This window comes from Brytella acorum, from assembly GCF_029309905.1.
Lineage (GTDB): Bacteria > Pseudomonadota > Alphaproteobacteria > Acetobacterales > Acetobacteraceae > Brytella > Brytella acorum.
On the sequence record NZ_JARBJP010000001.1, the window covers coordinates 137,163 to 152,233 of the forward strand.

General features: G+C 61.8%; 11 protein-coding genes. 5 read left to right on the top strand and 6 right to left on the bottom strand.

The window, feature by feature from the left end; all coding sequences use genetic code 11:
• The first annotated feature begins 87 nt into the window (after positions 1-87).
• Positions 88-474 carry a hypothetical protein gene (locus tag PWM43_RS00600; protein ID WP_289840635.1) on the top strand — a complete coding sequence of 129 codons (387 nt, stop codon included), beginning with the start codon at positions 88-90 and terminating at the stop codon, positions 472-474.
• Positions 458-841 (top strand): helix-turn-helix transcriptional regulator, encoded by a 384-nt coding sequence (locus tag PWM43_RS00605; RefSeq protein ID WP_289840636.1) that lies wholly within the window; start codon positions 458-460, stop codon positions 839-841. Before PWM43_RS00600 ends, PWM43_RS00605 begins: the two co-directional genes overlap by 17 nt.
• A 382-nt stretch (positions 842-1,223) precedes the next feature.
• Here the strand turns inward: PWM43_RS00605 and PWM43_RS00610 are convergent, their stop codons facing one another.
• From PWM43_RS00610 to PWM43_RS00630, 5 genes are all read right to left on the bottom strand, one after another.
• Positions 1,224-2,216 carry a DMT family transporter gene (locus PWM43_RS00610; protein WP_289840637.1) on the bottom strand — a complete coding sequence of 331 codons (993 nt, stop codon included), beginning with the start codon at positions 2,214-2,216 and terminating at the stop codon, positions 1,224-1,226.
• Between the two features lie 102 nt (positions 2,217-2,318).
• A complete protein-coding gene (locus PWM43_RS00615; protein ID WP_289840638.1) occupies positions 2,319-3,860 on the bottom strand; it encodes an efflux transporter outer membrane subunit in 1,542 nt (513 codons plus the stop codon).
• Positions 3,857-7,147 carry an efflux RND transporter permease subunit gene (locus PWM43_RS00620; RefSeq protein ID WP_289840639.1) on the bottom strand — a complete coding sequence of 1,097 codons (3,291 nt, stop codon included), beginning with the start codon at positions 7,145-7,147 and terminating at the stop codon, positions 3,857-3,859. The genes PWM43_RS00615 and PWM43_RS00620 overlap by 4 nt, the downstream gene beginning before the upstream one ends.
• Entirely contained in the window at positions 7,144-10,323 is a 3,180-nt protein-coding gene (locus PWM43_RS00625; protein WP_289840640.1) for an efflux RND transporter permease subunit, read from the bottom strand. Before PWM43_RS00625 ends, PWM43_RS00620 begins: the two co-directional genes overlap by 4 nt.
• Before the next feature lie 54 nt (positions 10,324-10,377).
• The gene (locus tag PWM43_RS00630; RefSeq protein ID WP_289840641.1) at positions 10,378-11,691 is read right to left on the bottom strand and encodes an efflux RND transporter periplasmic adaptor subunit; all 1,314 of its coding nucleotides are present in this window, start codon (positions 11,689-11,691) and stop codon (positions 10,378-10,380) included.
• 295 nt (positions 11,692-11,986) lie between these two features.
• On the opposite strand from PWM43_RS00630, the gene PWM43_RS00635 reads away from it, so the two are divergent.
• From PWM43_RS00635 to PWM43_RS00645, 3 genes are all read left to right on the top strand, one after another.
• On the top strand, positions 11,987-12,277 hold the full coding sequence (locus PWM43_RS00635) for a CsbD family protein (RefSeq protein WP_289840642.1): 291 nt from the start codon (positions 11,987-11,989) through the stop codon (positions 12,275-12,277).
• 323 nt (positions 12,278-12,600) lie between these two features.
• Positions 12,601-13,239, top strand: a complete 639-nt coding sequence (locus PWM43_RS00640; RefSeq protein WP_289840643.1) for a ribonuclease HII — start codon at positions 12,601-12,603, stop codon at positions 13,237-13,239.
• 50 nt (positions 13,240-13,289) lie between these two features.
• Positions 13,290-14,321, top strand: coding sequence for a site-specific DNA-methyltransferase (locus tag PWM43_RS00645; RefSeq protein WP_289841133.1), 1,032 nt, complete (start codon positions 13,290-13,292; stop codon positions 14,319-14,321).
• 124 nt (positions 14,322-14,445) lie between these two features.
• Here PWM43_RS00645 and PWM43_RS00650 read toward each other — a convergent pair whose 3' ends face one another.
• Positions 14,446-15,069, bottom strand: a complete 624-nt coding sequence (locus tag PWM43_RS00650; protein ID WP_289840644.1) for an ankyrin repeat domain-containing protein — start codon at positions 15,067-15,069, stop codon at positions 14,446-14,448.
• Positions 15,070-15,071 lie beyond the last annotated feature (2 nt).

Below are 15,071 nucleotides of genomic sequence, written 5' to 3' on the forward strand. Positions count from 1 at the left end.
CTCAAGGTTACATATCACCTTGAGGTGACATATGGACGATATTCAGCAGGCCGAGCAGATCGCCCGGAAGAGGGCCGCTCTTTTTTCATGATGGCGACCCTGCTCGTGTTCAGTACCATGATGGCGGTTGGCCAGGGACACTCGGCCGAGCCAGCCCGGATGTGCCTGTGGCTTCTCACGCTCGCGCTGGGTGCGCTCAATCTGACGGGCTTTGGTGGACGACTGCGCCCCCGGACGCGCCGCTTGAACGCGCTCCTCGATGACGAGACCACCCGCGATCATCGTCGGACGAGCCTTGCCGCGGGCTTCTGGGCCGCATTGCTGTCCGGGAGCGTCATGAGCGTGGTGGGGGCCATATTCTCCCTCTCATGCGTGGACGGCGTGCGGGTCGTCATCACAGCGGCGCTGGTTGCAGCGCTCATCGCTTTTGCAACGCAGGAATTACGGGCGGTGAAGTGTGACGGTCGGGCGTGAAGATCTGCTCAATACGCTCAGGGAAGAACGGGAGCGCCTCGGCCTGACTCAGGCCGGACTGGCCGACCTTGTCGGCGTCAGCCGGAAAACGATCAACACCGTCGAAAACGGGGTTTTCATTCCTTCAACGGTGCTCGCGCTCAGACTGGCCGCCGCCCTGGATCGACCCGTCGAAGCGCTGTTTCAACTGGCGGGTTCGTCGAACCCATCCTCTTCCACGGCCGACCGCATACGCAACAGGCTATCGCGTGCGCAACGGACTGGAAGCCGCGTAGGCTTCCCCGAACTGGCCGATCGGCGAGCCAGTGACGGCGTCGTGCATGACGGGCATGCCGCCCGCTCCCAGCCTCTCTGTCTCCGATGCTGAACCTCCGAGAAGATTGCGGACAACGTTCCAGATTTTCCCCGCTTTCGTGACGCGAAGCGGCGGATGCTTGACGATTCTGTCCTGCGGCGCGTCAATAAAGGTGCCATCCGGTGACGCAGGTTTATCGGAGGTGACTGTAAAGGACCTGTCTGTCGGAGGGCGCGGAAAGACGGGTGGAAGAAACGTATTGATCCCTCTGGCAGATGCCGGGTCTATGCCCGGAAAAATTGTGCCAAAAAAAGCGGCGCTCAGGATCGCCAGCAGAGAGGATTTCATCGCTCATGCCTCCTGAGTGACAACAGGATCCTCTGGTGGAAGCGGGTATCCATCCGCATTTTCCGACCTCTGAGCGGAAAAACTGGCGGTGTCGATGCGGCCATGACTACCCTTGTTCAACCTCCAGAGGCTGCGTAACAGGTTTTTTTCGGACAAATGCCAGCACGTTGCCGAGCAGGATCAGGACGAGGCCACCGAGCATCAGAAGCGACCATTCCGCCTTTTCAAACACCATCGAGACAGCCAGGGCGATGATGGGAGATAGAATCGTCGTGTAGGCGGCCTTGTCGGCACCGATTCGCTGCGCGAGAGCGAGGTAAAAGAGAAAGCCGCCGATCGTGCCGAAAATCGAGAGATACAGCAATCCGCCGATCCAGTGTGCGTTAAGCGGAGGGACGAAGCTGTGACCGTCGATCAGGACGCCCAGCGCCATGAACAGCGATCCGCAGGTCATGGCGTAAAACACCGTATTGAGCAGATCGAGATCGAAACGCTTCAGATGTCTCGTGACCATATTGCCCAGTGAGAACAGCGTGGTGCCGAGCAGAGCCAGGCCTATGCCCAAAATCGTGCGGGTGCCCCCATCGATATCGCCACCCAGCATGAGCGCCACGCCAGACACACCCAGGAGGCCACCGCACAGGACGCGCGCATCAGGACGTTGACGGAAGAAAACCCATTGATTGAAGGTGTTGAGAATGGTCGCCATGCTGAAGACGACCGAAACCATGCCGCTTGCGAGATATGTTTCCGAACGATAGATCGCCAGGAAATTGCACGAGAAGAGACAGGCTCCCATGATGGCGAGCCACGGGACCGCCGCGCCTGGCGGGCGGCGTATCTTTCCCATGACGATCAGGCCCGCGCCGAGCAGCAGGACCGCGAGCGCGAACCGCCAGAAAACCGCGACATCTACAGGCGTGCCGCCCACCTGAAGGTGAATGGCGAACCACGTCAGTCCCCAGATCACGACGACGGCGAGAAACAGCAGTATATTCAACGGTGCGATCTCGCGCCTGGTCAGTGGTTCGCCGGTTTCGTAAACCCGACAGTCCAGCGCTCGCACGAGGACTCGCCTCTCGTCAATGGTCTCGATCAAGGCGCGTGTCGGGCGAGGTCTCGCGTGATTCGGGCGGATCGTCGAGAGAAAGCGCCGGATGGGACGTTTTTCACCGTTACCTCCGCAGAGGCGCTCTGGATCTTATTCCTTTGTTTTCTGGATGAATTCCGGAAGAAACGGATTGTTGGTTTGCAATGAATTTTTCGACGGCAATTCGCTGACGTCCCAGCCGCCGCCCAGATTCTGGATGAGAGCAACATGCTGAACCGCCGCCTGCTCGTGGAGCTGAAGCAGGCTCTGCTCATAGCTGAGGGCGTTCTGCTCGGCGGTGATGACCGAGGTGTAAATGACGGTTCCCGCCAGATACTGGTTCATGAAGACGCGAACGGCTTCGTCCGCCGATTTGACGGCCTCGGCCTGCTGCGCGGTCTGCTGACGCAGGATGCGCAGGGTGGAGAAGTTGTCTTCAACGCTCTGGATCGCGGCAAGGACCGTCTGGCGATATTGTGCGACGGCGCTGTCGTAATCCGCGCGGGCTTCCCGGACGGCGGCGGTTCTCGCGCCACCGTTGAAGAGGGTTTCCGTCGAGGACGCGCCAAGCGACCAGAAGCGTGTGCTGGCCTGGATCAGTTCCTGAAGCGGATTGCCGCTATAGCCATAAGACGCGGAAAGCTTCACATCCGGAAAGAATGCGGCGATTTTGGCCCCGATTTCCGCATTGTAGCCTTCCATATTCCGCTCTTCCTGCGCGATATCCGGACGACGCTGCAACAACGTTGAAGGCGTGGTCGTCGGAAGTGGGGGCAGGTCGAGCGTCAGATCGCCTTCGGGAATGGAAAGATCGGCGGGCGCACGGCCCATCAGCATCGCGATGGCATGTTCGTATTGCGCCCGAAGCACGCCGGCGTTGGTTTCCAGGGCCTGGGCATTTTGCAGGGTATAGCGTTGCTGAAGCACCGTCGCCGGGTCGGTGACACCGGCTTTGGCCTGATTTTCCAGAATCTCCAGCGCGTGCTGATAATATGAGACGTTGCGGGCGTAAAGTTTGCGCAGGCTGTCCTGATAACGCAGCTCGAAATAATCGGTCGCCAGTGTTGCCTGATAGGACAGGGTCATGTTCGCGAGCTGTGCAACCGTGGCCTGCGTCGCCGTGACCTGCTGCTGGATCTGGCGACGGATGGCGCCCCAGAGGTCCAGATCCCAGCTGGCGTTCGGCCCTGTGTTCCAGGTGTTCTGCGTCACCTGCCGACTGTAACTGACCAGCGAACCGCTGGACGCACTGCTCGTCTGCGCGCCGACGGCGTTGCGTGAGAAGCTGAATGTTCCGCTCAATGTCGGGAAAAGCTGCGCGCGGATCGAGTCCACCAGAGCATGGGCATGACGATACTGGGCTTCGTAGTATTTGACGTTCTGGTTGTTGATCGCCACCTGTTCTTCCATTTGGTTCAGCAGGGGATCGTGATAGATTTCCCACCACTTGCCTTTCGGAATTTCGGCGAGCTGCGGCTGAGCCACCGTCCAGCCCGCTGGCGGCGGGGGCGCTTCCTTGAAGCGGGCCGAAATGACGGGTCTGGGTTGATGATAATGAGGCCCCACCATAAAGCAGCCGCTCAACATGGGCGTGCAGAGCGTCGCAAGCAGTATGGCGCGGTGTTTCGGGCGGAAGGAAGGAAGCGCGGTCATCCTGTTGTGACATCCCGATGTGAAGAGCGGTGGAAGAGGGAAGCGAAGCGATGGGCGGCGCGGCGAAGCGTGACGCCCATCCGGTCAAGAAGAAGAAATACGGCTGGCGTGGTGTAGAGTGTCAGCGCCTGGCTGACGACCAGCCCTCCGAGAATGGCGATACCCAGCGGGCGGCGCAGTTCGGAGCCGTAACCATTGCTGATGATGAGCGGTACGGCTCCCAGCGCGGCAGCCAGTGACGTCATGATGATGGGGCGGAAACGCAGATGGCTGGCTTCACGGATGGCTTCAAGCGCCGTCGCACCCTCGCGCTGGGCCTGAATGGCGAAATCGACGAGCATGATGGCGTTTTTCTTGACGATGCCGATGAGGAGGATGACGCCGATCATGGCAATCAGCGAAAACTCCTCGCCAAAGAGTTGCAGCGCCAGCAGCGCGCCGACGCCAGCGGAGGGAAGCGTCGAGAGAATGGTCAGGGGATGAACCAGACTCTCGTAGAGAATGCCGAGGACGATATAGACCGCCGCGAGGGCGGCGAGGATCATGAGCGGTTCGTCATTGACGGATTTCTGGAAAAGTGCGGCGTTTCCGGCAAAGGCGCCCTGAATATCGCTGGGTAGATGCGCCTTGACCATGGCGGCGTTGATCGCCGTCACGGCGGTCCCGAGGGAAACGCCGGGCCTTAGGTTGAAGGCGATGGTCGTTGTGACCGACTGTCCCTGATGGTTCACGCTGAGAGCCGTCGTGCCGGGTTTCACATGCGCGACGAAGGTGAGGGGCACCATGGTTTCGGCGCTGGTGGAGACGGCCGATCCGCTCGACGCCGATCTGCCGCCCGCCAGGCTGTTGGCCATCTGGTTCTGGTAGGATTGCTCCGCGAGCGCTGTTTCCGTACTGCCGGTCGCCGTCTGCGTCGCGCGGACGCGGATGTTGTTCGAGGCGGCCGCACCGGAGGCCGTGCCGCCCGAGGTGCTGATCCATGTCTGCCAGAGTGTGGATGGATCGGACCAGAACCTGGGCTCCGCTTCCATGATGACGCGATACTGGTTGATGGATTTATAGATCACCGATGCCGCACGCTGGCCATAGGCGTCGTAAAGGATATTGGAAACGAGCTGTGGGGTGATCTGGACCCGGGCCGCCGTGTCGCGGTTGATATGGACATCGAGGGCCGCGCCACCTTCGCTGAGATCGGATGAGACGTCCATAAGCTCGGGCAGGCTCTGAAAAGCACTGACGAGACGCGGGGTCCAGTCATAGAGTTCCGAGGCATCCTGCCCCTGCAATGAATACTGATAGGCTGCATTGCCCCCACGCGCGCCGCCGCGAATGGCGCCCGGCTCCATCAGATAGAACCGGGCGCCGACCATTTTCGCGAAATGACGGGTAATACGCACGATGGTATCGGCGACCGTGTCGTCACGTTCTTCCTTGGGCGTCAGGGCGGTGAAAAGATTGGCCGTATTGGCCTGACGACCGCCAACGAATCCCACCACGTTCTGGACGTCCCGATCCTTGGACATGACCCTGGCGACCACGGCCGTCCTGTGGCTCATCTGCTGGAAAGACGACGTCTCGTCGCCTTCCAGATGTCCCATCATGATGCCCGTATCCTCGGTCGGGAAAAAGCCTTTGGGCATTTTCACGAACAGTCCCGCGGCGATCAACAGCGTCGCGGGCAGGGTGAGGATCATCAGAAACTGGTGCGATAATGCCCAGTCCAGCGTGCCGGTATAGGCCGTCGTCACCCTGTGGATGCCGCGTTCGATGCGTGCCCCGATGCCGGTCGTCTCTTCCGCGCCTGTCGAGGGCTTGAGAAGGAGCGCGCACATCATCGGTGTCAGAGAGAGCGACATCAGCATGGAAATCGCAAGCGTCAGGGAGATGGTGATCGCGAATTCATGGAACAGACGTCCGGCCATTCCGCCCAGCATGAGAATGGGCGCGAAGACCGCGATGAGCGACACGGTGATCGAAATGACGGTGAACGAAACCTCCCCGGCGCCGCGCAGCGCGGCCGGAAGAGGCGCCATGCCTCTCTCAAGGTAGCGCGTGACGTTTTCCAGCACCACGATCGCATCGTCCACCACGAAGCCGGTGGAGATCGTCAGCGCCATCAGGGACATGTTGTCGAGCTGGTAGCCGAGAATGCGCATGCCCCCGAATGTCGCGACGATGGATGTCGGCACCACGATGGCCGGGATCATGATCGCCGACAGCGAGCGCAGGAAAACGAGGACGACCAGCACCACGAGCACGACCGATATGACCAGGGTCAGCTTCGTATCCGCCAGAGCGGCGCGGATGGTGACGCCGCGATCGACGGCGACGTGAAGATCCACATCGGGCGGCAATGCCGAGCGGATAAGGGCGAAGCGGTTTTTGATCTGATCGATCGTCTTGACGACATTGGCGCCCGCCTGCGGGAACACCATGGCGACCACGGCGCGATCGCCGTTGAAATATCCGGCCGTGCGAAGGTTTTCGACGCTGTCCCGCACCGTCGAAAGATCCGCCAGGCGAACTGGCCGGCCATTGCGATAGGCAATGATGAGGTCGCGATAGGCCTGCGCGGTTTCAGCCTGATCGTTGGTGTCGAGCATGAAGCGCATGTCGCCGGCATCGACGAAGCCCTTGGGCGTGTGCGCATTTGCCGAGGCCAGAGCGGCGCGGACATCCTCGAAGCTGATGCCGTACTGATACAGCATCAGGGGATTGATCTCGACGCGCACCGCAGGCAGCGCGCCGCCCCCGACCTCCATGCCTCCCACGCCGTCGATCTGGCTCATCTGCTGCTGAAGGACGTTGGTCGCGAAGTCGTACATCGCGGCGGGCGTGCGCGTCTGGGACGTCAGGGCCAGCACCATGATCGGCGCGCCGTTGGGATTGGCTTTCTGATAGGTCGGGTTGCTGCGCAGGCTTCCGGCAGGCAGGTCCTGACGAGCCGCCTGGAGAGCGGCCTCGACGTCCCGCGCCGCGCCGTTGACATCGCGCGAGAGGTCGAATTGCAGCGTGATGCGGACCTGATTGACCATCGACTGCGAGGTCATTTCGGTCACGCCCGCGATGGAGCCCAGATAACGCTCCAGCGGTTCGGCGATCGTGCTGGCGATTTCCGTCGGCGAGCCGCCTGGCTGCTGCGCCTGCACCATGATGACGGGCATGTCGACGTTCGGCAGGTCCGCGACCGGCAGTTGCGTGTAGCCCAGGACACCGCCGATCAGCAGGCCGACCGTCAGCAGCGTCGTCGCGACCGGCCGGAGAATGAAGGGGCGGCTGAGATTCACTCGCCAGCCTGTTCGACTGTTTTCGGAGCGGCCGGGCGCATGCCCAACAGGCGTCGCGTGCGCGCGCCAACGTCATCCATGAACAGATAGACCACCGGTGTGGTGAAGAGCGTCAGGATCTGCGACAGGAGCAGGCCGCCCACGATCGACACGCCCAGCGGGCGACGCAGCTCCGAGCCGACGCCGTGACCCAGCATCAGCGGCAGGGCGCCGAAGAATGCCGCCAGCGTCGTCATCAGAATCGGACGGAAGCGCAGCAACGCCGCGTGACGGATGGATTCGATCGGGCTCATGCCTTCGATGCGCTCGGCTTCGAGGGCGAAGTCGATCATCATGATGGCGTTTTTCTTGACGATGCCGATGAGCAGCACGATGCCGATGATCCCCATGACATCGAGGTCCATCCCGAACAGCGAGAGCGACAGCAACGCGCCGATGGCCGCCGAGGGGAGCGTGGAAATGATGGTGATCGGATGGATGAAGCTCTCGTACAGGATGCCGAGAATGATGTAGACGGCCACCAGGGCCGCCAGGACGAGATAAAGCTCGTTGCCGAGCGAGTTGCGGAACGCGGCGGCCGTTCCCTGGAACGCGGTCTGGAATGTGGCGGGAAGGGCGATGGCCTTCTCGACGCGTTCGATGGCCGACGTCGCGGCGCCGAGCGAGTAGCCGTCGGCCACGTTGAAGGAGACCGTCGTGGCGGGAAACTGCCCGTAATGGCTGATGAGCAGCGGCGCGAGACCGCGGCTTATGGTCGTCACCTGCGACAGCGGTACCAGCCCTGAAGTCGGGCTGCGGGAAGGGCCCGAAGAACTCTGGCCCATCTCGCTTGAAATGCCTGGCAGATAGAGCTGGCTGAGGCTGTCCATATGGCTCTGAAGCGAAGGATCGGCTTCGAGAATGACACGATACTGGTTGGCCTGGGTGTAGATCGTCGAGATCTGACGCTGGCCGTAACTGTCATACAGCAGGTTGTCGATCGTCTGGGGCGTGATCGAGTATCGCGCGCCGTTCGTCCGGTCGAGATCGACATGGGCCACGAGGCCCTCGGCCTGGAGATCCGATGTCACGTCCGAAAGAGCGGGTTCCTTTTGCAGGGCCGCGATGAATTTCGGCACCCAGATCTTGAACGCGTCGTATTCGGGATTTTCCAGCATGAACTGGTACTGCGTCGCCGCGATCGAGGAATCGAGCGACAGATCCTGCACGGGCTGAAGATAGAGCTTCGCGCCCGGAACCTTGTCGGCGGCTTCCATGATGCGGGTCTGGATCTCGCTCAGGGAGGAGGTGCGCTGGGCCAGGGGCTTGAGATTGATCAGCATGCGCCCCTGGTTGAGCGTCATGTTCTGCCCGTCGATGCCCACGAAGGACGACAGGCTGGCCACGTCCGGGTCCTTCATGACGACCTGGGCGACTTCCTCCTGATGCCGCTTCATGCCCTCGAAGGAGATGGCCTGCGACATCTGGGTGATGCCCTGAACGACGCCCGTATCCTGAACCGGGAAGAAGCCCTTCGGAATAATGACCGCGAGGACCACGGTGAGGACGAATGTCCCGATGGCCACCAGAAGCGTCGTCACGCGGTAGCGCAGCACCACGTCGAGCCAGCGGCCATAACCGGCGATGATGGCGTCGATCCGGTGTTCCACGCGAGCGGACCATCGCTGAAACCATGTCCCCTGCGTCTCGTCATGGGCGCGCTCGGCCAGCATGCGGGCGCACATCATCGGCACCAGCGTCAGGGAAATGACCGCCGAGAGCGTGATGGTGATGGCGAGCGTCATGGCGAATTCGTGGAACAGACGTCCCAGAACGTCGCTCATGAAAAGAAGCGGGATGAGAACGGCGACCAGCGAAACCGTCAGCGAGATGATGGTAAAGCCGATTTCCTGCGAACCCTTGAGAGCCGCCGAGTAGCGATCTTCGCCCATCTCGACATAGCGCGCGATGTTTTCGATCACGACGATGGCGTCATCCACCACGAAACCGGTGGAGATCGTCAGCGCCATCAGAGACAGGTTGTCGAGCGAAAAGCCCAGGAGATACATGACGGCCAGCGTGCCGATCAGGGACAGCGGCACGCTCAGGCTGGGGATGATCGTCGCGGGCACGTTGCGCAGGAAGACGAAGATCACGAGCACGACGAGGACCATCGCCATGGCCAGCTCGAACTCGACATCCTCGACCGAGGCCCGGATGGTGACCGTGCGATCCGTCAGCGGCGTGATTTCGATGCCGGGCGGAAGCGTGGTGCGGATCTGCGGCAGGATGGCCATGACGTTATCGACGACCGACATCACGTTCGCGCCGGGCTGGCGCTGTACGTTCAGGATCAGGGCGGGCTTGGTATCGGCCCATGCCGCGAGATGCTCGTCCTCGGGGCCCTGGACGACCTCGCCGACGTCTCGCAGGCGGATCGGGCCGTTGTTCTGATAGGCGATCACCTGGTTCATCAACTGGTCGATCGACTTGATCTGCCCGTCGATCCGCAGGCTCGTCGAGCGATGGGGGCCGTCGAATGTGCCGGTCGGCGAATTGATGTTGACGGTCGTGATGATCGTGCGGACCGTATCGATCGCGATGCCGTATGAGGTCAGCTTCGGGATGTTGATACGGACACGGATGGCCTTGCGGTTGCCACCAGAAAGCGTCACGAGGCCGACCCCGGAAATCTGGCTGATCTTCTGCTGCAGGCGCGTGTTGACGTAGTCTTCGACTTCCGTCAGCGGAAGCGTGGTCGATGTGATGCCCAGCGTCAGGACGGGAGTGTCCGCCGGATTGACCTTCGCGTAGATCGGCGGGGCGGGAAGATCCGTGGGCAGAAGGGAATTGGATTGATTGATGGCCGCCTGAACTTCCTGCTCGGCGATGTCCATGGCCATGTCGAGCCCGAAACGGAGCGTCACGACCGACGCGCCCCCCGACGACTGGGATGTCATCTGTTCGAGGCCCGGCATCTGGCCGAGCTGGGTCTCCAGGGGGGCCGTGACCGAGGTGGCCATCACGTCCGGTCCGGCGCCGGGATAAAGCGTCGTGACCGTGATGGTCGGGTATTCCACCTGGGGAAGCGCCGAAATCGGCAGGAAGTGGTAACCGAGCAGGCCCGAGATCAGGATCGCCACCATCAGCAGACTGGTCGCGACGGGACGCTCGATAAAAATGCGCGACGGGTTCATGCGGCTTCCCGGTTCTCGGTCATTGAACAGTCAAGGGGGGGACGCGCCATGGCGTCAGGGCTTGCCATTGGGCGTTTTGGTGGTGTCCGCCGGGCTGGCGGCGGGTGTATCGGCCGGGATCGTGACCTTCGTGCCGGGACGCAGATGGCTGGTGCCGTCCGTCACGACGCGGTCGCCGATCTTCACCCCTGAAAGAAGGACGGTCGTATCGCTGCTCGAAATGCCGGTTTTCACGTTCTGCACGGCGACGGTGCTGTCCGGCTGGACCACATAGACGAACTGGCCGTCGGGGCCGGTCTGGAGCGCATTGTTGGGCACCAGCATGACATTATGGAGCGTTTCGACGAGCAGATGGGCATTGACGAACTGGTTCGGGAACAGATGCTCGTCCTCGTTCGTGAAAATGCCACGCATGCGGATGGTGCCGGTCGAGGTATCGATCTGGCTGTCGAGGGCCTTGACCGTGCCGTCGGCGATCTTGTGCTCGTTCGCGCCATCCCAGGCGGAGACAGGAAGCTGTCCCACTTCGCGGAGGCGATCATTGACGCGGGCGAGTTCGTTCTGCGGAACCGTATAGATCACGGAAATCGGCTGCATCTGCGTCAGCGTACCGAGCGTCGTGCTGCCCGCCGCGACATAGTTGCCCATATCGACCCCGCGAATACCGATCCGTCCGCCGACGGGGGCCATGATATGGCAGTAATGCAGGTTCAGCTCGGCATTTTCCACCTGCGCCTCGTCATAGGCGACGGTGCCTTCGAGCTGCTTGACCGTGTATTCCTGATCGACGGCCTGCATCGCGGATGTCGATTGCTGCTTGATCAAGGTCTGGTAGCGGCGGTTGTCGATGCGGGCTTTTTCGAGATTGGCCCGATCCGCCGCCAGGGTTCCTTTCCACTGGTCGAGCGCTGCCTGATAGGGGCGCGGATCGATGAGCTCCAACTCATCGCCCATGTTGACGTGCTGTCCCTCGGTAAAATCGACCTTCATGAGGTGACCATTGACACGCGCCTGCAATGTGACGTTCGTGATCGGCACCACGGTCCCAAGCAGGGTCAGTTCGACGGGCATGTCTCCGCTGCGAACCGTTGTCACGCCGACCGGCTCCGCCTGATTCGCCGTGGCCGCCCCGGGGGCCGTTCCGGTTTGGGCACCGCGATGACGGCTTCCCTGATGATTGCCGCTTGAATGGGGGCGAAGGAAGGCGACAGCAAGAATGGCGACGGCGGAAACGCCGACGATCAGCGCGACGCGACCCCGTTTTTTCTTGGGGGGCGGAGGGGTGCTGTCGGAAGCGTTCTTGGGGCGGTCGGCGCCGTCAGCCGTCACGGGGCGGTCCTGCGGTGGGCGGGCCGTCTGCTCATCCATTTTGTCACGTCTTCCATCACTGTCGGTCAAAAAATGAGATTGCCGTCATAGGCGGCTCTGGCGGTATCTTGATGCGCATCAATTCTTAGAGCATCTGACGGCCACAGGACATGGCGTCAGTTAAAAAATAGTTCAGGCTACGCAATGATTTAAAACATCTCCGCAAGATGACCGTGTGTGACATCTTTCCAGACCGTGTCGGAAACTCAATATTGCAACCCAGCGACGGATGAACCGTTTGCATCTGGAACGTCGGCCTTGCACAGGACGACATCTGACATTCTAGGAGGGCGTAATGAGCGACACCACGAAGACGAAGGCGGAAGGCCTGCTGGACGAAGCGAAGGGCCGGGTCAAGGACGCCGTGGGCGGACTCACCGGAGACGCGGGTTTGCAGGCCAGCGGCAAGGTGGATCAGCTTTCCGGAATGGCTCAGCAGGAGTTTGCGGATCTCTACGACGACGCCGAGAGCAAGCTTGAGGTCGCCACCGCGTTCGTGCAGGATCGTCCTCTGATTTCTCTGGGTGTGGCGATCGTCATCGGCACCATCATCGGCGCGCTGTTCTTTGGCCGTAAGAAGAAGTAAGGATCTGGGGTTCTCCGAGCCTCGATCTCCGAGCCTCGATCTCCGAGCCTCCGTCCCCGGACGGAGGCTTTTGCATATGCATGATCCTCGCGACGGTCCGCGCAGCCTAAGATTCCCGTAACGACATAATCTTCAGCCTGCTGGCGCATCCCATCGGACTCTCATCGGAGACCGCAGGAGACCGCGAGCATGGTTGCCTCCGCTTTTTTCTTGAACGGGAGCCACTCAAGGTTTGCTTTCCGAATCGCTTTGATTCAAAAGCGACTCGGGACCTTGGCGTCGCGTGCGGTTCTGCACGAGGCGCGGCTGTTAGGCGGGAGTGTATGCCGGATTTTTCGCTTGAGGCCGCGTGCGGAGCGCCACAGACGCGGGTGGCGGGCCTCGATGAGGTCGGGCGTGGCCCGCTCGCAGGACCTGTCGTCGCGGCCGCCGTTGTGTTTCGTGCGGTCCCGTCACCCCGGCTTGCCGCCATGATCGATGATTCGAAGGCCCTGACGGCGCGGCGCCGCGAGCGTGCCTACGCCGCCCTTCTTGAAGACCCGGATGTCGAAGCGGCGCTCGGAGCCGCCTCCGTCGATGAAATCGAACGCATCAATATCGGGCGGGCCTGTCACCTCGCCATGCGTCGCGCGCTGGCGCGACTGACAGATGTTCCGGACATGGCGCTGATCGACGGCAATCGTGCCCCGGTCATGCCGTGTCCCGTCCAAACCGTCATCGGCGGGGACCGGCTCAGCCTTTCCATAGCCGCGGCATCCATCATCGCGAAGGTGGTACGCGATCGCGCCATGCTGCGTCTGGCCCGACGTCATCATGCCTATGCGTGGGAGCGGAACGCCGGATACGGTACGGCCGTGCATCTCGCCGGTCTTCGCGAGGTCGGGGTCACCCGGCATCACCGTCGGGGATTTGCCCCCGTGCGCGCGCAACTCACGCAACTTGGGGAGGCTGCCAGGCCGTGACGTCCGACCTGCCACTTGATCAGATCCTTCGGGGCGATTGTGTCGAGACCATGCGTGGTCTGCCTTCGGGGACCGTGGACTGCATTTTTGCGGACCCGCCCTATAATCTACAGCTTCGTGGCGAACTGCGTCGCCCGGACGAGAGCGTGGTCGACGGCGTGGATGACGCTTGGGACAAGTTCGACGATTACCGGACCTATGACGAATTCACGCGTGCCTGGCTTACTGAAGCCAAGCGGCTGCTGACCAAAGACGGGACGATCTGGGTGATCGGTTCGTATCACAACGTCTTTCGCCTTGGCACGATCCTTCAGGATCTCGGCTTCTGGATTCTCAATGACATCATCTGGCGCAAGGCCAATCCGATGCCGAATTTCCGCGGGCGACGCTTCACGAACGCCCATGAGACCCTGATCTGGGCGGCGCGCGGGCCGGAAAGCAAATATCGCTTCAACTATCAGGCGATGAAGACCCTCAACGACGATGTGCAGATGCGCAGTGACTGGTATCTGCCGCTCTGCACGGGTCATGAGCGCCTCAAGAATGCCCATGGTCTGAAGCTTCATCCGACACAGAAACCCGAAAGTCTGCTCTATCGCGTGCTGCTTGCGTCGACCCAGACGTCCGACGTCGTGCTCGATCCGTTCTGCGGGAGTGGCACGACGGCGGCGATGGCGCGTCGCATGGGACGGCGCTTCATCGCGATCGAACGTCATCCGGATTATATAGAAGCCGCGCGCGAGCGCGTCGCCCGTGAAGTGCCCCTGTCTGAGGATCAACTCGCCATCACGCCCGCGCGGCGGGAAACGCCGCGTATTCCTTTCGGAAGCTTCGTCGAGAGCGGCGCCATGCCTGCCGGGACGGAAGTTTTCGATCGCAGCCGTCGTCTGCGGGCCACGGTTTCGCCGGACGGTTCACTGGTCTCCGGCTCACAGCGGGGTTCCATTCACAAGCTCGGCGCCCAGTTGACGGGCGCGCCGTCCTGCAACGGCTGGACGTTCTGGTATTTCGAGCGGGAAAGCGTGCTGGTGCCGCTGGATGTCCTGCGGAATGAGTCGGAACCGTCCCGTAGGGCCGGGTAGGGCGGTTCTCTTACGCCGGGCGTGTATCGGCACATCTCCCGAAAGGTCCCGCCCAAAGCTCGGCAGCCGGCCTGAGAGCCTGACGCGGCGACGTCTCACCCGTCAGGAGACCGGCCATCCCTTCCTAGCGGTTCGCGAAACCCAGAAAGCCGATTTCCGGCTGGGCGCGTCCGCCGGATTTGTCGAAGCGTGGGCCCGCCGCGACAGCGACGGCTTTCTTTCGTCCCGATCCTTTGATCGCGATATGACCGTTGCCGTCCTCGTCCGTATCGATATCGCCGTGGGACGTCGTGGCCGCCATGCGACCGCCCTGCGGCCCATAGGTGCGCATGGACAGCAGCAGGAACGTGATATCGTTGCGATTGAGGTCGATCGACATGTCGATCGGCGTCTGATCCAGGACGTTATGAGCCTGCATGTCGGCGCCGCGGTTGAGAGCTTCCTTCGCCGCATTCAGGCTGCCGCGATTGATCGCGTCGAAAAGAGCCGCCGTCGGATTGAGATCCCGGTTGGCGTGGCCGCTCTCGTCTTCCTGCGCTTCCGCGCCGGGAAGTGCTGAGGGCGGCGCCGCCCTGCGGGCATCGCGCTGGGCTTCGCGCTGCTTCGCGCGGTCCTCGGCTTCCTGCTCCGCTTCCTGTTCCTCCTGGGATTGAGACTGGGCATGCGCGGTATGCCAGGGCACAGCAACCACGCACGTGGTCGCGGCCAGGACCGCGAGGGAAAGGAGGAGCTTCGAACGTGGAGTCATGG